The 19,538-nt window shown below is 73.7% G+C and carries 18 protein-coding genes; 5 read left to right on the plus strand and 13 right to left on the minus strand.

What is annotated here, in order from left to right:
• Positions 1–202 precede the first annotated feature (202 nt).
• Entirely contained in the window at positions 203–805 is a 603-nt protein-coding gene (locus ABD350_RS23815) for a hypothetical protein (protein ID WP_344350323.1), read from the minus strand.
• Positions 806–1,029: 224 nt separating this feature from the next.
• Here ABD350_RS23815 and ABD350_RS23820 point away from each other — a divergent pair, with 224 nt between their 5' ends.
• Positions 1,030–3,819 carry a penicillin acylase family protein gene (locus ABD350_RS23820; RefSeq protein ID WP_344350324.1) on the plus strand — a complete coding sequence of 930 codons (2,790 nt, stop codon included), beginning with the start codon at positions 1,030–1,032 and terminating at the stop codon, positions 3,817–3,819.
• A 27-nt stretch (positions 3,820–3,846) separates the two neighbouring features.
• Here ABD350_RS23820 and ABD350_RS23825 read toward each other — a convergent pair whose 3' ends face one another.
• Both ABD350_RS23825 and ABD350_RS23830 read right to left on the minus strand, forming a co-directional pair.
• Complete coding sequence (locus ABD350_RS23825; protein WP_344350325.1) at positions 3,847–5,148, minus strand: serine-threonine protein kinase; 1,302 nt, start codon at positions 5,146–5,148, stop codon at positions 3,847–3,849.
• 31 nt (positions 5,149–5,179) lie between these two features.
• Complete coding sequence (locus ABD350_RS23830) at positions 5,180–6,400, minus strand: exo-beta-N-acetylmuramidase NamZ family protein (RefSeq protein ID WP_344350327.1); 1,221 nt, start codon at positions 6,398–6,400, stop codon at positions 5,180–5,182.
• A gap of 113 nt (positions 6,401–6,513) precedes the next feature.
• On the opposite strand from ABD350_RS23830, the gene ABD350_RS23835 reads away from it, so the two are divergent.
• From ABD350_RS23835 to ABD350_RS23845, 3 genes are read left to right on the plus strand one after another with little or no spacing between them, the layout of a single operon-like run.
• A complete protein-coding gene (locus ABD350_RS23835) occupies positions 6,514–7,284 on the plus strand; it encodes an SDR family oxidoreductase (RefSeq protein WP_344350328.1) in 771 nt (256 codons plus the stop codon).
• Complete coding sequence (locus ABD350_RS23840) at positions 7,281–8,942, plus strand: class I adenylate-forming enzyme family protein (RefSeq protein WP_344350329.1); 1,662 nt, start codon at positions 7,281–7,283, stop codon at positions 8,940–8,942. The genes ABD350_RS23835 and ABD350_RS23840 overlap by 4 nt, the downstream gene beginning before the upstream one ends.
• A 27-nt stretch (positions 8,943–8,969) precedes the next feature.
• Positions 8,970–9,563 (plus strand): TetR/AcrR family transcriptional regulator, encoded by a 594-nt coding sequence (locus ABD350_RS23845; protein ID WP_344350330.1) that lies wholly within the window; start codon positions 8,970–8,972, stop codon positions 9,561–9,563.
• A 21-nt stretch (positions 9,564–9,584) separates the two neighbouring features.
• On the opposite strand, the gene ABD350_RS23850 is transcribed toward ABD350_RS23845, so the two are convergent.
• The 6 genes from ABD350_RS23850 to ABD350_RS23875 form a co-directional block, all read right to left on the minus strand.
• On the minus strand, positions 9,585–9,791 hold the full coding sequence (locus ABD350_RS23850; protein WP_344350331.1) for a hypothetical protein: 207 nt from the start codon (positions 9,789–9,791) through the stop codon (positions 9,585–9,587).
• Positions 9,792–9,802: 11 nt separating this feature from the next.
• Entirely contained in the window at positions 9,803–11,152 is a 1,350-nt protein-coding gene (locus ABD350_RS23855; RefSeq protein WP_344350333.1) for a type III PLP-dependent enzyme domain-containing protein, read from the minus strand.
• Between the two features lie 213 nt (positions 11,153–11,365).
• Positions 11,366–13,039 (minus strand): PucR family transcriptional regulator, encoded by a 1,674-nt coding sequence (locus ABD350_RS23860; protein ID WP_344350334.1) that lies wholly within the window; start codon positions 13,037–13,039, stop codon positions 11,366–11,368.
• 187 nt (positions 13,040–13,226) lie between these two features.
• A complete protein-coding gene (locus ABD350_RS23865) occupies positions 13,227–14,441 on the minus strand; it encodes an acyl-CoA dehydrogenase family protein (protein ID WP_344350335.1) in 1,215 nt (404 codons plus the stop codon).
• Between the two features lie 6 nt (positions 14,442–14,447).
• Positions 14,448–15,470 carry a phosphotransferase family protein gene (locus ABD350_RS23870; RefSeq protein ID WP_344350336.1) on the minus strand — a complete coding sequence of 341 codons (1,023 nt, stop codon included), beginning with the start codon at positions 15,468–15,470 and terminating at the stop codon, positions 14,448–14,450.
• A gap of 169 nt (positions 15,471–15,639) precedes the next feature.
• Positions 15,640–15,939 carry a hypothetical protein gene (locus ABD350_RS23875; RefSeq protein WP_344350338.1) on the minus strand — a complete coding sequence of 100 codons (300 nt, stop codon included), beginning with the start codon at positions 15,937–15,939 and terminating at the stop codon, positions 15,640–15,642.
• 95 nt (positions 15,940–16,034) lie between these two features.
• Here ABD350_RS23875 and ABD350_RS23880 point away from each other — a divergent pair, with 95 nt between their 5' ends.
• A complete protein-coding gene (locus ABD350_RS23880) occupies positions 16,035–16,997 on the plus strand; it encodes an NADP-dependent oxidoreductase (RefSeq protein ID WP_344350339.1) in 963 nt (320 codons plus the stop codon).
• Positions 16,998–17,196: 199 nt separating this feature from the next.
• Here ABD350_RS23880 and ABD350_RS23885 read toward each other — a convergent pair whose 3' ends face one another.
• From ABD350_RS23885 to ABD350_RS23900, 4 genes are read right to left on the minus strand one after another with little or no spacing between them, the layout of a single operon-like run.
• A complete protein-coding gene (locus ABD350_RS23885; RefSeq protein WP_344350340.1) occupies positions 17,197–17,523 on the minus strand; it encodes a DUF202 domain-containing protein in 327 nt (108 codons plus the stop codon).
• Positions 17,520–17,912 carry a YidH family protein gene (locus tag ABD350_RS23890; RefSeq protein WP_344350341.1) on the minus strand — a complete coding sequence of 131 codons (393 nt, stop codon included), beginning with the start codon at positions 17,910–17,912 and terminating at the stop codon, positions 17,520–17,522. Before ABD350_RS23890 ends, ABD350_RS23885 begins: the two co-directional genes overlap by 4 nt.
• Positions 17,909–18,448 (minus strand): NUDIX hydrolase, encoded by a 540-nt coding sequence (locus ABD350_RS23895; RefSeq protein WP_344350342.1) that lies wholly within the window; start codon positions 18,446–18,448, stop codon positions 17,909–17,911. The genes ABD350_RS23890 and ABD350_RS23895 overlap by 4 nt, the downstream gene beginning before the upstream one ends.
• A gap of 47 nt (positions 18,449–18,495) precedes the next feature.
• Complete coding sequence (locus ABD350_RS23900; protein WP_344350343.1) at positions 18,496–19,410, minus strand: DMT family transporter; 915 nt, start codon at positions 19,408–19,410, stop codon at positions 18,496–18,498.
• Positions 19,411–19,538: the final 128 nt, after the last annotated feature.

The following is a 19,538-nucleotide window of genomic DNA, read 5'->3' on the forward strand; positions in this document are numbered from 1 at the left end:
GTCGCCCTCGGCAAGGGAGTTCAGTCGCCACCGGAAGAAAAGGGTCAGCCGCCACCGGCAGGCGCAAGGGAGACGGGGGTGCCGCTGGCGCGGGCCGGCCGGCACCGGCGGTCCGGGGTGCTTCCCGGCGCTCGGCCGGGTCTTTCGCGGAAGGGGTGCGGCATCCCCTGCGCACCCCCGCACCTCGCCGTTCGACCGGCGGTCAGGCCGGTGTCAGCTGGCGGTCCCGGCCCGCGTGCCGCAGGGCCGGCGGGCTGAGTACGGGCCGCGGGACCAGGATGCCGCAGTCCGTGCAGACCGGGCCGGACGACGGCTCGTGGTCCAGGCCGTACTTCCAGACCAGGCGCTCCCCGTCGCACACCGGGCACGACGAACCCGGCTCCCGTTCCAGCGCGGCGATCAGCCGACGCAGCACCTCCGCCAGCGGCGCCCGGGGGTGCACCCGCGGATCGTCGCACCAGGCGACCCCGAACCCGCCCCAGGTCAGCCGGTGCCAGTCGTCCACGCTGCCCGGCCGGCGCAGTCCGTCGTGCTTCTCTCTCCTGCGCCGCTCGGTGAAGTCCGTCTCATAGGCGAGCCAGACGTCACGAGCCTCCTCCAACTCCTCCAGCGCGGCCACCAGCCGCGCCGGATCGGGGGAGCGGTCCTCGGGGCCGAACCCCGCCCGGGAGCACAGATGGTCCCAGGTCGCCCGATGCCCGTAAGGGGCGAACTTCTCCAGGCACTTGCGCAGCGAGTACCGCCGCAGTGCCAGATCACAGTCCGGATCGCGTACCTGTCTCGCCAGACTCCGGAAACCGGCCATCGCCCTGCACCTCCGTCACACCTGCACCTGCACTCCGGTCACTTCGGCGTCGTCGCACGGACGTCGCCGAATAGACGTATCGACAGGCGATTCGGCTCCATCTCTTCTCCGGTCCTCCCTGTGGACTCCGGAACGTGCGGACTCCAGAAAGTGACGCATGTTCACCTTTAAACGTGGGGATAACCGGCGGTAACGTTCGGCCACCCCAGTCGCTAGGAGCTGCCATGCCACGGCGAACCCCACGTACCGCCCCTGACAGACTGAGAACGTCCCGCCGACTCCCCGGGTTCCTGAAGACGGCGTCGGTATGCGTCCTCGTCGCCGGTCTTCTCACACCCCTCACACGGACGGCGGTGGCGGCAACCGACGCGACGGCCCCCGACGACCACTGCGGCGGCCGGTGTTCGGACATCCTGCCGCCCGGCGAGAACGGCAACGCGACCCTCGCGCAGATCCTGCTCAACCAGGCCTTCGGCACCCAGCCCGCGCACGCCGAGGACCAGCTCGGCCCCTATGCCAACCTGGCCACCGGCCACAAGACGCTGACCGACGCCACCGTCAACACCTTCTTCAACGACGCCTCCTTCGGCGTCCCCGCCGACCAGGTCGCCTCCACCGAGAAGCCGGCCGGCCGCGCGGACGTCACCATCGTCCGCGACAAGAAGACCGGCGTGCCGCACATCACGGGCACCACCCGCTACGGCACCGAGTTCGGCGCCGGGTACGCGGCGGCCCAGGACCGGCTGTGGCTGATGGACGTCTTCCGGCACGTCGGACGCGGGCAGTTGACCGGCTTCGCGGGCGGCGCGCCCGCCAACCAGGCCCTGGAGCAGCAGTTCTACCGCAACGCCCCCTACACCGAGGCCGACCTCCAGGCGCAGATCGACAACGCGGTGGCGCACAACGGCGCCCGTGGCCGGCAGGCCCTCGCCGACGTCAAGGCCTACCTCGACGGCATCAACGCCTACATCGACGCCTCCGACAGCGGCCGTTACTTCCCCGGCGAGTACGTCCTGACCGGCCACAAGGACTCGATCACCAACGCCGGCACCATAGAACACTTCAAGGTCACCGACCTGGTGGCGCTGGCCTCCGTCATCGGCTCCCTGTTCGGCTCCGGCGGCGGCGGGGAGGTCGACAACGCCCTGTCCCTGCTGGCCGCCCAGGCCAGGTACGGCGTCGAGGAGGGCACGAGGGTCTGGGAGTCCTTCCGCGAGCGCGACGATCCCGAGGCCGTCCTCACCCTGCACGACGGCGAGAGCTTCCCCTACGCCGCCAAGCCCGCGAACCCGCGGGGCGCGGCCCTGCCCGACGCCGGCTCGGTCACCGCCGAACCGCTCGTCCACGACCGCACCGGCAGCGCCGCCACCGCGAGCGCCGCGAAAACCTCCGCCGGCGCGGCCGGGACCGCGCTCGGCTCGGCCCGGCGCGGCATGTCCAACGCCCTCGTGGTGAGCGGCGAACACACCGCCAGTGGCCACCCGATCGCCGTCTTCGGGCCGCAGACCGGCTACTTCGCCCCGCAACTGCTGCTGCTCCAGGAGATCCAGGGCCCCGGCATCAGCGCCCGCGGCGCCTCCTTCGCGGGCCTGAGCATGTACGTCGAACTCGGCCGCGGCCAGGACTACGCGTGGAGCGCCACCACCTCCGGCCAGGACATCATCGACACCTACGCGGTCGAACTGTGCCAGGACGACCACCACTACCTGTTCCACGGCACCTGCACCGCGATGGAGAAGGTCGAGCAGAAGAACGCCTGGAAGCCGACCGTGGCCGACGGCACGGCCGCGGGGTCGTACACCATGCGCGTCTGGCGCACCAAGTACGGGCCGGTGGCCTACCGGGCGACCGTCGGCGGCAAGAAGGTCGCCTACACCACCCTGCGCTCCTCCTACCTGCACGAGGCCGACTCCATCATCGGCTTCCAGATGCTCAACGACCCCGACTACGTCAAGGGCCCGCAGGACTTCCAGAACGCGGCCCGGCACATCAACTACACCTTCAACTGGTTCTACGCCGACTCCGAGCACACCGCGTACTACAACAGCGGCGACAACCCGGTCCGGGCGGACGGGGTCGACGCCGACTTCCCGGTGTGGGCGGCCCCCGCCTACGAGTGGCGGGGCTGGGACCCGGCCGGCAACACCGCCGAGTACACCCCGGCCTCCGCCCACCCCCACTCCGTCGACCAGGACTACTACATCTCCTGGAACAACAGGCAGGCGAAGGACTACGCCGCCGCGCCCTGGGGCGAGGGCTCGGTGCACCGCGGCGACCTGCTGGACGACCGGGTGAGCAGGCTCGTCGCGGCCGGCGGGGTGACCCGGGCCAAGCTGACGCAGGCCATGGCCGACGCGGGCCTCGCCGACCTGCGCGCCGAGGACGTGCTGCCCAGGCTGCTCCAGGTCGTCACCTCCCGACCGGTGACCGACCCCACGGCCGCCGCCGCGGTGACCAGGCTCCAGGCGTGGGTGACCGCGGGCGCCAAACGCACCGAGACCTCGGCCGGCAGCAAGACCTACGCCGACGCCGACGCGATCCGCGTCCTGGACGCCTGGTGGCCGCTGCTGGTCAAGGCCGAGTTCGAACCCGACCTCGGCACCGGCCTGTTCACCGCGCTCACCCGCAACCTGCCCGTCGACGAGGCCCCGTCCGCCGGACACGGCCCGACCGGCTCGCACGCCGGCAGCGCCTTCCAGTACGGCTGGTGGTCCTATGTCGACAAGGACATCCGGGCGGTGCTCGGCGAGCCCGTACAGGGCCCCCTGGCCCGTAAGTACTGCGGTGACGGCAGCCTCACCGCCTGCCGGGATCTGCTGCTCACCACGCTGAAGCAGGCCGCCTCCCTGACCGCGGCCCAGGTCTACCCCGGCGACGACCAGTGCGCGGCGGGCGACCAGTGGTGCGCCGACTCCATCGTCCAGCGCACCCTGGGCGGCATCAAGCACGGCCGGATCGGCTGGCAGAACCGGCCGACCTACCAGCAGGTCGTGGAGTTCACCTCGCACCGCTGAACCGGCCGGGGTGCCACGGGCGGCGGGTCAGGCGATCCGGCCCGCCGCCAGCACCAGCCGGGCCAGTTCGGGGTGCACGATGTCGCTGTGCGCCCCGGTCGGCGCGCCCCCGCGCCGGACCACGGCCGCCGCGTCCACGTTCACACAGCCCGACGCCGGCAGCCCGCCGCCGAGGGCCGCCGCCAGGTCCAGCCGGACGGTGCCCGGCACCGCCTGCGCCCCGTCGTGCCCCAGGGCGCCCCAGCGCCCACCCAGCACCGCCGCGATCTCGTTCCCGGCGCAGGAACGGTCGTCCCCGGCGAGCCGTGAGGCCAGCGGATAGATCGTGCCGAGGGCCGTGTCGAAGTGCGAGTGGCTGCACACCAAGGGGCCGTCGACACGCCGCTGGGCGTCCTTGAGCGCCCCCGACCGGTCCGCCGCGTGCGGCAGCCGGGCCGCGAACGCGTAGTGCGAGAACGCGCCTTGCAGCAGGGTCACCGACTTCACCGTGCGCACCGGCTGCGGCAGTCCGCGCAGCGCGAACGCCACCAGCCGGCCGCCGAAGCTGTGCCCCACCAGATGCACCCGCACCCCGGGCGCCGCCTTCGCCAACCGCCCGAGCAGCGGGCCGAGTCCGTGCTCGCCGACCGTCCCGGCCCGCCGCTTCATCTGGTAGTACGTCGCCTGCCGCAGCAGCTCCTTCGCGCCGTCCCAAGGGTTCGGCAGGCCGAACCCGGCGGTGCCGGCGCCCGGTTCGAGCGCGGCCAGGGCCTCGGCGAACTGCGCGCAGGCGGTCACCGGATCCCCGGTGAACACGGCCGGTTCGCCGTCCTCGTCGGTGTCGGCCACCGCCTGCCGCCCCTCCGCCTCCAGCAGGAGCCGCACCAGCCGCCCGAACTCGGCCGGCCCCTCGGTGCCGGCCGGCCGCTCGTCCAGCAGCCGGGCCAGCCGGTCCAGCACCGTCGCCCGGCCCGGGAAGGTCTCCAGCAGCGCGCGCCGGGTGTCCTTGTCCAGCGCCGGGCGCGGCGCCGCCCGGACCTCCTCGGCCGCCACGGACCTCGGGAAGTCGGGGATCGGCTCGTCGCTGAACCGCATCGACGGCCACACCACCCCGACGTACCCGATCCGGGCCTTCGGCGCGAGCTTCGGGACGGGGGCGAAGAACCGCCGGTACAGCGCGGTCGCCCCCGAACGGTCGTTGTTCCAGCCGTGCGCGAAGACGATCAGGTCGCGGACACCGCGGTCGGTGACCTGCGCCGTCAGCCGGTCGCGTGCGGGGGCGTCCACGTCCCCGTCCGCGTCGAAGGTCAGCTCCCAGTAGGGAGACACGCTCATCCCAGGATCGGCCATGCCAGGCTCCCTCGCCCCCCGTGAAGACGCGTTACTTGTACAGGAGATACCCCTTTCGCACCCGCCGGAACGCGGCCAGCTCCTCCTGCCAGGCGCCCGTCACCTCGTCGGTGTCCGCACCCGCGTCGATCATCGTGCGCACCCGGTCCGAACCGGTGAGCCTGTCGATCCAGTGGTCGGACCGCCAGGCGAACCCGGCCCATGCCTTCCTGGCCGTCACCAGCAGCGCGATCCCGGTGCGCACGGGGTCGAACGCGGCCCGGTCGGTCACGTGCACCTGCACCCCGCCCACGGTCCTGCCCTGGAACTTGGAGAACGTGGGCGCGAAGTACGCCTCCCGGAACCGCACGCCGGGCAGCCCCAGCCCGTTCACGGCGGCGGCCCAGCGCCCGTCCACGCCCTCGGCGCCGAGCAGTTCGAAGGGCCGGGTCGTGCCGCGCCCCTCGGAGAGGTTGGTGCCCTCGAACAGGCAGGTCCCGGAGTACACCAGCGCCGTGTCGGGCGTGGGCATGTTGGGGCTCGGCGGCACCCAGGGCAGGCCCGAGCCGTCGTAGAACGCGGTCCGCTTCCAGCCCGACATGCGTACGGTCTCCAGCGCCACCGGCGTGCCCAGGAACTCCCCGTTGAACAGGCCGGCCAGCTCCGCGACCGTCATGCCGTGCGCCTGCGCGATGGGCTGCCGGCCGACGAAGCTGGCGAACTCCTTGCGCAGCACCGGGCCTTCGGCCGCGCGTCCGGTCACCGGGTTGGGGCGGTCCAGCACCACGAAGCGCTTCCCGGCGAGCGCCGCCGCCTCCATGCAGTCGTACAGGGTCCAGATGTAGGTGTAGAAGCGGGCGCCGACGTCCTGGATGTCGAAGACGACCGTGTCGACGCCGGACGCGGTGAAGACGTCGGCGAGCGGCCGGCCGCTCTTGAGGTACGTGTCGTACACCGGCAGGCCCGTCGCCGGGTCGTCGTAGCGCCCCTCGGAGCCGCCGGCCTGGGCGGTGCCGCGGAAGCCGTGCTCCGGGCCGAAGACGGCCGTCAGCTCGACCCGGGGGTCCTCGTGCATCACGTCCACGATGTGTTCGGCGGTCGCGGTGATGCCCGTGGGGTTGGTGACGATGCCGACCTTCTGGCCGGAGAGGGGCGCGTAGTCGTGGGCGGCGAGGTTGTCGAACCCGGTGCGGAGAGGGGCGCGGTGGTGGTGTGCCATCGGTGTGGCCGCCAGTGCGGTCGAGGCGAGCAGGTTTCTTCGGGACAGGTCCATGAGTCCTCCAGTCCCCTAGAGGTTGGTGCAGCGGCCCCTTCCTTTACACATACCGACTGGTTAGTCTGGCGCTCGCTGAGCCGAGTCGCGTCGTGTCGTGTCGAAGGAGACCGATGGTGGAAGCCGTGCGGGATGCGGGAGTGGTCGTCACCGGGGCGGGCGGGGGGATCGGGGCCGCGCTGGCCCGGCGGTTCGCCGCCGAGGGGGCCCGGGTCGTGGTGAACGACCTGGACGCCGGGAAGGCGAAGGCGGTGGCCGAGGAGATCGGCGGGACCGCCGTCCCCGGCGACGCCTCCCGCATCGTCGACGCCGCCCGGGACGCCCTCGGCGGCACCGTGGACGTCTACTGCGCCAACGCCGGAGTCGCCTTCGAGGACGGCGACCTCACCGCCCTGGACGAACGCACCTGGGAGACGTCCTGGGACGTCAACCTGATGGCCCACGTCCGCGCCGCCCACGCACTGCTGCCCGGCTGGCTGGAGCGGGGCGCCGGACGGTTCGTCTCCACCGTCTCCGCCGCCGGACTGCTCACCATGATCGGCGCGCCCTCCTACAGCGTGACCAAGCACGGCGCCTACGCCTTCGCCGAGTGGCTGTCCCTGACCTACCGCCACCGGGGCGTCAAGGTGCACGCCATCTGCCCGCAGGGCGTCCGCACCGACATGCTCGCCGCCACCGGCAGCGCGGGCGACCTGGTGCTGCGGCCCACCGCGATCGAGCCCGAGGCCGTGGCCGACGCGCTGCTGAAGGGCATCGAGGAGGACCGCTTCCTCATCCTGCCGCACCCCGAGGTCGCCGGCTTCTACCGGACGCGGGCCGGCGAGCCCGAGCGTTGGCTCGCCACCATGAACCACCTCCAGCAGAAGTGGGAGGCCGCCCGGTGACCGCCTCCCGCTACGCCGGCCGCCCCTGGCTCGCGCTGCTGACCGACGCCCAGCGCGCCCCGCTCGACCCCGCCGACTCCCTGGTGCACGCCCTGCGCACCGCCGCCGCCGAGCACCCGGGCCGCACCTGCCTCACCTACTTCGACACCCGGCTGACCTACCGGGAGACCGACGAGCTGAGCGACTCCGTCGCCGCCCACCTCGCCGGGCGCGGACTGAGGCGCGGCGACCGGGTGGCCGTCCTGCTGCAGAACTCCCCGCACTTCGTGCTGGCCGTGCTCGGCGCCTGGAAGGCGGGCGCCACCGTCGTCCCGGTCAACCCCATGTACAAGTCGGGCGAGGTCGCCCACGTCCTGCGGGACGGCGAGGTGAGCGCGCTGATCTGCTCCGACCGGGCCTGGGAGACGTACCTGCGGCAGACCGCCGCCGACTCCCCGGTGCGGATCGTGCTCACCGCCTGCGAACGCGACTTCCAGACCCGCGACGACCCGCGCGTGCTCACCTTCGAGCGGCTGCCCCAGGCCCCGGACGCCGACGACCTGACGGCCGTCGCCCGGCAGGGCGGCCGGGCCCCCGAGGGCCGCCTGCCGCGCCCCGAGGACATCGCGCTGATCAGCTACACCTCGGGCACCAGCGGCACCCCCAAAGGCGCCACCAACACCCACGCCAACATCATGTACAACGCCGAGCGGCAGAGCACCGGACTCGGCCTGCCCGAGGCGCCCGTCTACTACGCCCTCGCCCCCCTGTTCCACATCACCGGCATGGTCTGCCAGTTCGGCGCCTGCCTGAACAGCGCGGGCACCCTGGTGCTCACCTACCGCTTCGAACCCGGTGTCGTCCTGGACGCCTTCGCCGAGCACCGCCCGCACTACACCGTCGGCCCCTCCACCGCCTACATGGCGCTCGCCGCCCACCCCGGCGCCACCCGCGAGCACTTCGCCTCCTTCGTGAACCTCTCCTCGGGCGGCGCTCCCGTGCCGCCGGCCCTGGTGGAGCGGTTCCGCGAGCGCTTCGGGCCGTACATCCGGGTCGGCTACGGCCTCACCGAGTGCACCGCCCCCTGCGCCTCCGTCCCGCCCCACCTGGAGGCGCCCGTGGACCCGGTCTCCGGCACCCTGTCCGTCGGCCTGCCCGGCGCCGACACGGACGTCCGCATCCTGGACGACCAGGGCGCCGAGGTGCCCTTCGGGGAACACGGGGAGATCGCCGTACGCGGGCCGCAGGTGGTGCCCGGCTACTGGCGGCGGCCCGACGCCACCGCCGAGACCTTCCCCGGAGGCGAGCTGCGCACCGGCGACATCGGGTTCATGGACGAGCAGGGCTGGCTGTACGTCGTGGACCGCAAGAAGGACATGATCAACGCGTCCGGCTTCAAGGTGTGGCCGCGCGAGGTCGAGGACGTCCTCTACACGCACCCGGCGGTGCGCGAGGCGGCCGTCGTCGGGGTGCCCGACGGATACCGGGGCGAGACCGTCAAGGCCTATATCAGCCTCCGGCCGGGCGCCGAGGCGGCCCCCGGTGAACTGGCCGCGTACTGCGAGGAGAGACTGGCCGCCTACAAATACCCGCGTCAGGTGGAGATCCTGCCCGACTTGCCCAAGACGGCGAGTGGGAAGATCCTCCGTCGGGAACTGCGTTCCCGGAACACCGACTGAAGATTCACGGAAAGGCAGGTGGCGGCAGTGCCCAGGACCACGGACGGAGACGGGACACCCGTCCCGCAGCGGCTGCTGGCCGCCGCCACCCGGCTCTTCGCCGAGCAGGGCTACGACCGCACCTCCGTGCAGGAGATCGTGGAGGCGGCCGGCGTCACCAAGGGCGCGCTGTACCACTACTTCGGCTCCAAGGACGACCTGCTGCACGAGGTGTACGCGCGCGTGCTGCGCCTCCAGCAGGAGCGGCTGGACACCTTCGCGGACGCCGACGAGCCCGTGGCGAAACGGCTCAGGGACGCGGCGGCCGACGTGGTCGTCACCACGATCGAGAACCTCGACGACGCCTCGATCTTCTTCCGGTCCATGCACCACCTCAGCCCGGAGAAGAACAAGCAGGTCCGCGCCGAGCGCCGGCGCTACCACGAACGCTTCCGCGCGCTGGTGGAGGAGGGCCAGAAAGAAGGCGTCTTCTCCACGGAGACCCCGGCCGACCTGGTGGTGGACTACCACTTCGGCTCCGTCCACCACCTGTCGACGTGGTACCGCCCCGACGGCCCGCTGACCCCACAGCAGGTCGCCGACCACCTCGCCGACCTGCTGCTGCGCGCCCTGCGGCCCTGAACCCCGGGGCGCCCGGCGGGCCTAGTCGATGATCTCCTTGAAGAACAGCACCGCCGAGGCGGCCGTGCCGGCGCCCGCGCTCACCGCGACCGGCCAGGCGCCGCCGGCCAGCGCCGCCAGGACGGCCGCCGCGAGGCCGGCCAGCGCGGCCAGCAGGAACACGATGGCGGCGCGCTGGGTCAGGAGCGGCCCGTTCTCGCCGGGCCGCCCGGGATCGGCCCGGGACACCGCGCCGCCCCTCACCGGTCCCGGCCGGCCGGGACCGGCGCCGGCGCCGCCACGCCGTCCCGGTCCGTCAGCCGCCAGGGGTCCTCGGCCGGCCGCACGAGCGTGAACTCCACCCGGCCGGCCGCGTCCGTCCGGACCCCGTGCACGGCGGGCTCCGGCAGGCTGTTGTAGTGGAACGGCGTGGAGAAGTAGTAGGCGCCGGTGTCCGGCACCACCACCAGGTCGCCCGGCCCGAGCCGCGGCAGCGCCCGGTCGCGGGCCAGCAGATCGCCGGCGAAGCAGGCCGGACCGGCGATGTCCTGCCGGACGGGCCGCCCCCGCAGGACGGCTCCGTCCGGGTCGTACGCCTCGATCCTCAGCGGCCAGGCGTCGGGGCTGAACACCGTCCGGGTGGCGACCTGCACCCCGGCGTGCGTCACGGCGATCGGCCGGCCCCCGGCACTCTTGGTGTACTCGACGTACGCCGCCAGGAACCCGTTCTTGGCCAGCACCGAGCGGCCGAACTCGGTGACCACCCGGTACCGGCCCTCGAACAGCCCCGGAGCGTGAGCCCGCAACTGCCCGACGTAGTCGGCGAACGTGGGCGTGACCTCGTCGTCGGCGAAGTTCACCGGCAGCCCGCCGCCGATGTCGATGCCCTCCACCCGGCCCGCGCCGAACGCCGCCGTCACCTGGCCGGCGAACTCCACCGCCTGCGCCACCCCGCGCGCCATGAGGTCCAGGGGGCAGCCCTGCGACCCGGTGTGGGTGTGCACCCAGGTCAGCCACGGATACGCGGCGAACGCCCGCAGCAGCCGCTCCCGGTTGCCCGGATCCGTCAGCGGCACACCGAACTTCGAGGTGTGCGTGGCGGTGCTCATCGCGGCGATGGCCCCGCCGCCGACCTGGCAGTTCAGCCGTACCCCGATCCGGGACGCGGAAGGGCGGTCCGCCAGCAGGGCGGCGATCCGCTCCAGCTCCTGGAAGCCGTCGGCGTTGACGGCCACCCCCAGCTCCAGGGCCCGCGCCAGCTCGGCGCGCGTCTTGGCCGGGGAGTCGAAGACGATCCGGTCGGCCGGGAACCCTGCGGCCAGCGCCCGCGCCAGCTCGCCGCCGGTCGCGACCTCGCAGCCCATGCCGAGCCGCTCCAGCTCGCGCAGCACGGGCACCAGGCAGTTGGCCTTCGCGGCGAACGCGTGGGTGACGCCGGGCAGTTCGGGGGCGCCGGGAAACGCCTCGCGCAGGGCCCGGACCGTGGCCCCGACACCGTCGAGGTCCACGAAGGCGGCCAGCGGGGAGAGTTCCGGGTCCAGCAGGCCCTGCCGCACGGCTTCCTTCAGGACCCGTTCGCGGCGCGCGGCGGCCGGGGACACAGCGGTCATGGTGCACCTTCCGGTGTGAGGCGGCGGCCCGGGGCCGTTTCCCCGGGCACATGACCAGGCTGCTCGCCGCACCCGGGGGCCGTCTTCGTCGGCTGCGCACAGGCATACCCGTTGCGACTGGGTCCGCACCGGGGCCCGCGCCCCGGTGCGCGCCGCGTTCGTGCGCGGCGACGAGGAACGGACCCTTCGGTGGTGCGGGCGCACCAACGGCGGTCAGGATCCGGCGTCCGGCCCCCGCTCCCCGTCCCCGGGGCCGAGGCGCAGTTGCAGCTGCGCCAGCAGCCGCGCGTCCGCACTGCCGAGGTCCAGCCCGGACACGGCCGTGATCCGGCCCAGCCGGTACCGCATGGTGTTGGGGTGCAGCGAGAGGCTGCGGGCGGCGGCCGGCACATCACCGAAGTGGTCCAGGTAGGCCCGCAGGGACTCCACCAGACGGCTGCCGGCGTGCTCGGCGTCGAACGCGGCCAGCCGTGCCACCGAGGTGCCCGGCGGCAGCTCCACCTCCCGCAGCGCCTCCAGCACCTGCAGGACGCCGATGGTGTCGGCCACGTCCGCCACCCACGCCACGGTCCGCGCGCCCCCGGTCCGGGCGAGGGCCTTCAGCGCCTGTTCGGCGCTGCGGCGCGACCGCGCGGCCCCGGCCAGCGCCGGCACCACCTCGCCCAGCCCGGCCCGCACCGGCGCGCCGGTGGCCGCCGACAGCCGGGCGGTCAGCGAGGTGCCGAGCGTCGTCAGCTGCTCCCGGGCCCGGTCCGCGTCCCGGTCCAGCGCGCCGACCAGGACCAGCGCCCGGCCGCCCGCCGGTACGACCACGATCCGGTGCCCCAGGGCCGCGCAGTGCAGGGCGAGCAGCGCGTACAGCCGGGACGGCTCACCGGCCGCCTCCCGCGCCCCGGTCTCCACGCCCACCGCCAGCACCGCGCAGGGCTCCCGGGCCGGCAGCGCGGCCCGCTCGGCCAGCACCTCGGCCGAGCCGCGCTCCTCCAGCACGGCGCGCGCCGCGTCCTCCACCAGCCGGCTGTCCGCGCCGCGCGTGCGGTGGTGGAGCAGATGCGGGGCGGCGGCCCGGGACGCGGCGCGCAGCGCCTGGGCCGCGTTCGGGGACAGCGGCCGGCCCGCGACCGCCGCCACCCAGACGGAGCCCAGCACCTCGCCGCCCGCCCGGACCGCGCACACCAGCCGCTCGGGGTTGTCGCCCTGGGCGCGCCGGTGCAGCACGTCGTCCGTGGTCCACAGGGCGCGGAAGAACCCGGCGTCGCGCATCGCGGCCACCCGCCAGGCGGGCACGCGCCGCCCGAGGATGGTCAGCCGGCGCATCTCGTCCACGTTCTCCTGCGTGGAGGAGTGCGCCAGCACCCGTGACTCGGTGTCCTCGATGGTCACCGAGCCGCCGACCAGGGCGGCCACCGCGTCGGCCAGCCCGTCCAGATCGCCCAGGGCCAGGCCCCGGGCGGCCGGTAACGGCGGCACCCCCGCCGCGGCGAGCCCGGCCCGGAGCACCGCCACCAGTTCCTCCCACCGGTACCAGGTGCGGAACAGCACCGCCGTACCGGCCTCGTGGGCCGCCGACCGCAGGGCGCCGAGGGTCCCCTCGGGGCGCTCCGGGCCGAACACCACCCCGCAGGCCCCGGCGGCACCGGCCCGGCGCACGACGTCCACCGCCTGGGCCGACCCGGCCGCGACACCGACGGCCAGCACCAGTTCCCCGGGGCGGATCTCGGGGGCCAGCACATCGAGCACGGTGGCGCCGCCGACGGCCACGGCCAGGCCGCCGGGCGCGGTGTCCAGTTCCAGGGCTCCCGAGCCCACGACCGACAGCAGCCGTTCCAGGGTCACCCCGGGCCCGGCGGCCGTGCTCCACTCCGTGTGGTCCCGTGACTCGGTCACGCTTCCCCCTCGACACGCCGGCGGCCGGGTCCCGGCCACTCCCGGAAGAGGTACGACACCACACACCGGGCGTCCGCTCAATGGGCTGCGGCACCACGGACCGGGCGCGCGCTCACGGCGGGGGCCGGCACGAGGGCCCGGGCGCGTGCTCCACGGGGGTACGGCACCACGCGCCCGGTGACGGGGGTCAGAGGTACTTCTTCAGCTCCCGGCGTGCCAGCGACCGCTGGTGCACCTCGTCGGGGCCGTCGGCGAGCATCAGCGTGCGGGCGCTCGCGTACAGCTCGGCCAGGGGGAAGTCCTGGCTCACCCCGCCCGCGCCGTGCAGCTGGATCGCCCGGTCCAGGATGCCGACCACCGCGCGCGGAGTGGCGATCTTGATGGCCTGGATCTCGGTGTGCGCGCCCTTGTTGCCGACGGTGTCCATCAGCCAGGCCGTCTTCAGCACCAGCAGCCGCAGCTGCTCGACGGTGACCCGGGCGTCGGCGATCCAGTTCTGTACGACGCCCTGCCGGGCCAGCGCCTTGCCGAACGCCGTACGGGACACCGCCCGCCGGCACATCAGCTCGATCGCCCGCTCGGCCATGCCGATCAGCCGCATGCAGTGGTGGATCCGGCCGGGGCCGAGCCGGGCCTGGGCGATGGCGAAGCCGCCGCCCTCCTCGCCGACGAGGTTCGTCACCGGCACCCGCACCCGGTCGAAGACCACCTCGGCGTGTCCGCCGTGCGAGTGGTCCTCGTAGCCGAACACCCGCATCGCGCGCCTGACCGTGACCCCGGGGGTGTCGCGGGGGACGAGGACCATCGACTGCTGGCGGCGGATGTCGGCGCCGTCCGGGTCCGTCTTGCCCATCACGATGAAGATTGCGCAGTCCGGGTTCATCGCGCCGGAGATGTACCACTTGCGGCCGGTGATGACGTACTCGTCGCCGTCCCGCTCGATGTGCGTGGTGATGTTCGTGGCGTCGGAGGAGGCCACCTCCGGCTCGGTCATCGCGAACGCCGAGCGGATCTCCCCGGCCAGCAGCGGCTGGAGCCACCGCTTCTTCTGCTCCTCGGTGCCGAACTGCGCCAGCACCTCCATGTTCCCGGTGTCGGGCGCCGCGCAGTTGGTCGCGGTGGGCGCGAGATGCGGGGACCGGCCGGTGATCTCGGCGAGCGGCGCGTACTGGAGGTTGGTCAGCCCGGCGCCGTACTCGGCGTCCGGGAGGAAGAGGTTCCACAGGCCCTGCCGGCGTGCCTCGGCCTTCAGCTCCTCCACCACGGCCGGGGTGTCCCACGGCGAGGCGAGCGCGGCACGCTGCTCCTCGGCGACCGCCTCGGCCGGGTAGACGTACTCGTCCATGAAGGCGAGCAGCCGGGCGCGCAGCTCTTCCGTACGCGCGTCGAACGCGAAGTCCATGTGCGGTCAGCCTTCCTGGAGAGTGGTCAGTCCGTGGCGGATGAAGACGGGAACGAGGTCGCCGATGCGGTCGAAGCCGTGGCCGACCGTCTGGCCGAGCGTGTACCGGTAGTGGATGCCCTCCAGGATCACGGCGAGCTTGAACCAGGCGAACGCCTCGTACCAGGAGACGGCCGACACGTCCCGCCCCGAGCGCTCGGCGTACCGCTCGACCAGTTCGCGGGGCGAGGGGTGCCCGGGCGCCTCGGCGGTCGTGGAGACGGGGGAGTCGGGCATGCCCAGCGACCGGCTGTACATCACCAGCAGACCGAGGTCGGTCAGCGGGTCGCCGAGCGTGGACATCTCCCAGTCGAGGATCGCCCTGATCCGGTCGTCGTCGCCGATCAGGACGTTGTCCAGGCGGTAGTCGCCGTGTACGACGGCCGGGGCGGGGGAGACGGGCAGGGCGCGGCCGAGCGCCGCGTGCAGTTCGTCGATGCCCGCCAGGTCGCGGTTGCGGGAGGCGTCCAGCTGCTTGCCCCAGCGGCGCAGCTGCCGGTCCAGGAAGCCCTCCGGGCGGCCGAAGTCCGCGAGGCCCACCTCCGCGGGGTCCACGGCGTGCAGCTCGACCAGCGTGTCCACCAGGGACAGCACCGCGTTCCGGGTGCGCTCCGGGCCGAGCGGGGCGAGCTGCCCGGCGGTGCGGTACGGGGTGCCCTCGACGAACTCCATCACGTAGAACGGGGCCCCGAGCACCTCCTCGTCCTCGCACAGCAGCACCGGGCGCGGGACCGGCACCCGGGTGGGGTGCAGGGCGCTGATGACCCGGTGTTCGCGTCTCATGTCGTGCGCGGTGGCCAGCACATGGCCGAGCGGGGGGCGGCGGACGACCCACTTCGAGCGGTCGTCGCGGAGTGCGTAGGTGAGGTTCGACCGTCCGCCCTCGATCAGCCGTCCGGTCAGCGGACCGCGCACCAGGCCGGGGCGCTCGCGGTCGAGCAGGGCGCGCAGCCGGTCCAGGTCCAGCCCGGGCGGGTGGTCGGCGCTCATACATCACTCCTAGGGACGGGCGAACAGGACCAGACTCATGATGCCGACCGGTCGGTATGCCGTCCAGTGCAGGGGCGAAGATCACGCCGAACGTGACACGGCCCACGATAAGCCCGCGGCCCGCCGGGTCGTCGGCCCGGCGGGCCACGGGCCCGGACCACCGGTCGGGTCAGTGGTCGTCCCAGTGGTCCCCGTGCTCGGCGTGCCGGTGACCGCCGTGCAGATAGTCGACGTGGTCGCCGTGCGGCACCTGCGCGTGCCCGCACTCCTCGTGGTGCACATGCGGGTGGCCCTGGTGCACCGAGTGCCCGGCCGGCTCGCACTCGTCCCAGTGGCCCGCGTGCTCCCGGTGCAGATGCCCGTCGTGGACATAGTCCACATGATCGCCGTGCGGCACCGCGCAGTGCCCGCAGTCCGGCCCGTGACGGTGCGACCCGTGCGCGGTGTGTTCCTGATGAAGGGTGGTCATGGCGCTCACCTCCGGGGGTACGGGGTGCCGAGGACGGGCCACGGACCGGTTCGTCCCGGTTGCGTGGCGCACGAGTACCCCGGAGGGTCGAGGGCATGAAGGGCATCAGCTACCGCCGCTACGGCGGACCCGAGGTGCTGGAGTACGGCGAACTGCCGGACCCCAAGGTCGGTCCCGACCAGGTGCTGGTCGAGGTGCGCGCGGCGGCCGTCAACCCGGTCGACTGGAAGTGCCGCGAGGGCGCTCTGGAGCCGGTGCTGGACGCCGTCTTCCCGGTGGTCCCCGGCTGGGACGTCAGCGGCGTGGTCGTCCGTCCCGGTCCCGCCGTCACCGAGTTCGCCCCCGGTGACGAGGTCATCGGCTACGTCCGCGAGGACTTCCTCTCCCGGGGCACCTGCGCCGAGTACGTGGCCGCGCCGGTGCGCACGCTGGCCCGCAAGCCGCGCACGCTGTCCTTCGAGGAGGCCGCCGGACTCCCGCTGGCCGGCCTCACCGCCTACCAGGTGCTGGTCAAGGCCCTGGAGGTGAGGCGGGGCGAGACCGTCCTGGTGCACGCGGCGGCCGGCGGCGTCGGCTCGCTCGCCGTCCAGATCGCCGCCCACCTCGGCGCCCGCGTCCTCGGCACGGCCGGCGAGGCCAACCACGACTACGTCCGCTCCCTGGGCGGCGAACCCGTGACCTACGGCGAGGGGCTGGCGGAACGGGTGCGCGGACTCGCCCCCGAGGGGGTCGACGCGGTCTTCGACACCGTCGGCGGCGACACGCTGAAGGTCTCCGCCCACCTGCTCGCCCCGGAGGGCCGGCTGGCCTCGATCACCGACCCGGAGGTACGGGAGTACGGCGGCCGCTACGTCTTCGTCCGCCCGGACGCCGACGATCTGACACGCCTGTCGGAGTGGGCGGACCAGGGCGTCGTCGCCGTCCACGTCCAGCGGACCTTCCCGCTGGACCGCACGGCGGACGCCCACCGGCTGAACCAGGAGGGCCACACCCGCGGCAAGATCGTGGTGACCGTGGACCGCGGGTCGGGTGAGGGCCGTTCGCAGAGCCGCCCCTGAGCCGTCGTCAGCCGTCCGTGCCGGGCGGCGACCTCGCGGTCGCGCCGCTGTGCAGGAAGCCGGCGGCCGACGACGACACGTCCATGCAAGCCGGTTCACGGCCGGATCCGTCAGCGTGACCGACTCCGCAACGGTCACGCTCGACGGCGTCCTGGAGGGCGCTCGATCCACGGACCGCACCATCCGCTGAGAGCCGGGGCTAGAGCACCAGCACCGCCGCACACACCGCCAGCGCGAGGGCGCACAGGACCGCCGCCGTCGCCTGGCGGGGGGCGAGCGCCGGCGGGCGGGGTGACGTGGTCAGGGCGCGGACCCGGAAGTGGGCGACGCCGAGGAAGGCCAGCCACAGCGCGCAGCACACCGCGCCCGCGAGGACACCGGCCGCCGACGGGCCCCCGTGCAGCGCGGCCTTCAGGGCCAGCACGGTGGCCACGGCGGCCGACAGCGTCGTACGCCGCCAGGCCAGCCGGGTGCGCTCCGGCTGCAGCCCGGGGTCCCGGTCCGCCGTCCCCGCCCCGGCCGTCACCCCTCCCACCCCACCAGCACCACCACGACCATGGCGACGGCCACCACCGCCACGACCAGGCTCAGCAGCACCGGGAACCGGGACGCGGGCAGGTCCTCACCGCGCCGCATCGCCCGCTCGCAGCGCACCCAGTGGTTCACCGCGCGCAGGGAGCACAGCACCCCGGCCGCGAGCAGCGCGAGCGCGAGCCCGACCCGCCAGCCCCAGCGCAGATCGGGCAGGAACTGGTCCACCGCGAACCCGCCGCCGATCAGTGCCAGCGCGGTGCGCAGCCAGGCGAGGAAGGTGCGCTCGTTGGCCAGCGAGAACCGGTAGTCGGGCGTGCCGCCCTCCTCCCGCACCCGCTCCGGCGCGAACCACAACCGGATGTTCCGCACGAATTCGCTCACCCGGCCGACCCTACCGGGCGGTCACCGCCCGCCCGGAACGCCCGCAGCCGCTGGTACGCCGCCAGCCCGTCCGGCACCCACTCCCAGGTGCCGAGCCGCCGCTCGACCTCCTCCTCGGGCAGGAAGGCGTGCCACTGGACCTCCTCCGCCTGCGGACGCACGGGCAGCTCGCAGCGCACCTCGTACACCGCCGACCACCAGCCGTGCCCGGCGCCGTCGTCGTAGAGGAACTTGAACAGGTAGGCGGGCCGCGGCAGTCCGCGTACGCCCAGCTCCTCCTCGGCCTCGCGCAGCGCCGCGTCGTCGTAGGACTCGCCCGCGCCGACGACACCGCCGACGAACATGTCGTACAGCGACGGGAACACCAGCTTGGTCGCCGTGCGCCGGTGCACGAACAGCCGGCCGGCCGCGTCCCGGGCCTGCACGAACACACAGCGGTGCCGCAGCCCGCGCGCGTACGCCTCGCCGCGCGGGCGCCGGTCGACGACCCGGTCGTGCTCGTCGACGATGTCGAGGATCTCGTCAGCAGCGTTCATGACCGCCATCCAAGCAGCATCCGGATCCGGCGGGGCCGGGCGCCGGGTCAGCGTCGCTGGAGGTCCGCGGTGCCCTGTTCCGTCTCACCCGTGCCGCACGGCATCGCCGGATGCAGCCCGAGCAGCACGATGCCCCCCACCACGGCCGCGAGCCCGGCCGCCTCCCCCGCCAGTGCCCCGGCGTCGGTGCGCAGCCGGTCCCCGAGGAAGCCCACCCCGCACAGGATCCCGGCGAGCGGCTCGGCCGCGGTCAGCGCGGGCAGCGACATGCGCAGCGGCGCCGTCTCGAACGCGCTCTGCACCAGCACCAGCCCGGTGACCCCGCAGGCCACGACACCGTACGGCTGCCAGCCGGTGAGCAGTCCGGCCAGGCCGCCGGCGGAGAAGCGGGTGCCGCTCACCCGGGTGAGCGCGTCCTGGACGCCGTAGAGCAGCCCGGCCGCCAGCGCCAGCAGCACCGGGCCGCCGCTCAGCCGTGAGCGCTTGGCGTACGCCGTCAGCAGCAGGGCCGTCCCCACCACCGCGCCGATGATCAGCCAGTGCCGCAGCGGATCGGTGACGGCCGTGCCGGCGCGCGGCTCGCCCGCCACGATGAACCCGCTCACCCCGCCCGCGAGCAGCAGCAGACCGGCCCAGCCCTGACGGCCGAGCGGCTGTCCGGTCTGGTGCCGGGAGAGGGCGAGGGCGAACAGCAGGTTGGTCGCGAGCAGCGGCTCCACCAGCGAGATCTCGCCCTTGCCGAGGGCGGCGGCGCCCAGCGCCATGCCGGCCACCATCAGCGCCAGGCCGCCCAGCCAGCGCGGGATCCGCATCAGGTCGAGCAGCAGCCGGAAGGAGAGGAAGTCGCCGAGCGGCGCTCTTTGCGCCGCGTTCTGCTGGAGGACGAATCCGAAGCCGAGACAGCAGGCCGCGCTCACGGAGAGAAGCAGAACCAGAACGGACACGCTGTGTACCTCGATCATCCGGCCGGACCACGGGCGGGTAATGGCCGACTGTAGCGCTCCCGGAACGGCATCGCCCCGAAAGCACCCGCGACCGGGTGGTCGCACGCCATGGTCCGCGACCCGGGCACGGCCCGCCCTGGCGTGCG

Source organism: Streptomyces nogalater, assembly GCF_039532885.1.
GTDB classification, from domain to species: domain Bacteria; phylum Actinomycetota; class Actinomycetes; order Streptomycetales; family Streptomycetaceae; genus Streptomyces; species Streptomyces nogalater.

Bases quoted from the DNA above. Each gene is read 5' to 3' on its own strand.
- ABD350_RS23880 (WP_344350339.1), top strand. From the start codon at position 16,035: ATGAAGGGCATCAGCTACCGCCGCTACGGCGGACCCGAGGTGCTGGAG.
- ABD350_RS23815 (WP_344350323.1), bottom strand. From the start codon at position 805: ATGGCCGGTTTCCGGAGTCTGGCGAGACAGGTACGCGATCCGGACTGT.
- ABD350_RS23870 (WP_344350336.1), bottom strand. From the start codon at position 15,470: ATGAGCGCCGACCACCCGCCCGGGCTGGACCTGGACCGGCTGCGCGCC.
- ABD350_RS23895 (WP_344350342.1), bottom strand. From the start codon at position 18,448: ATGAACGCTGCTGACGAGATCCTCGACATCGTCGACGAGCACGACCGG.
- ABD350_RS23830 (WP_344350327.1), bottom strand. From the start codon at position 6,400: ATGGACCTGTCCCGAAGAAACCTGCTCGCCTCGACCGCACTGGCGGCC.
- ABD350_RS23865 (WP_344350335.1), bottom strand. From the start codon at position 14,441: ATGGACTTCGCGTTCGACGCGCGTACGGAAGAGCTGCGCGCCCGGCTG.
- ABD350_RS23855 (WP_344350333.1), bottom strand. From the start codon at position 11,152: ATGACCGCTGTGTCCCCGGCCGCCGCGCGCCGCGAACGGGTCCTGAAG.
- ABD350_RS23900 (WP_344350343.1), bottom strand. From the start codon at position 19,410: ATGATCGAGGTACACAGCGTGTCCGTTCTGGTTCTGCTTCTCTCCGTG.
- ABD350_RS23820 (WP_344350324.1), top strand. From the start codon at position 1,030: ATGCCACGGCGAACCCCACGTACCGCCCCTGACAGACTGAGAACGTCC.
- ABD350_RS23825 (WP_344350325.1), bottom strand. From the start codon at position 5,148: ATGGCCGATCCTGGGATGAGCGTGTCTCCCTACTGGGAGCTGACCTTC.
- ABD350_RS23875 (WP_344350338.1), bottom strand. From the start codon at position 15,939: ATGACCACCCTTCATCAGGAACACACCGCGCACGGGTCGCACCGTCAC.
- ABD350_RS23835 (WP_344350328.1), top strand. From the start codon at position 6,514: ATGGTGGAAGCCGTGCGGGATGCGGGAGTGGTCGTCACCGGGGCGGGC.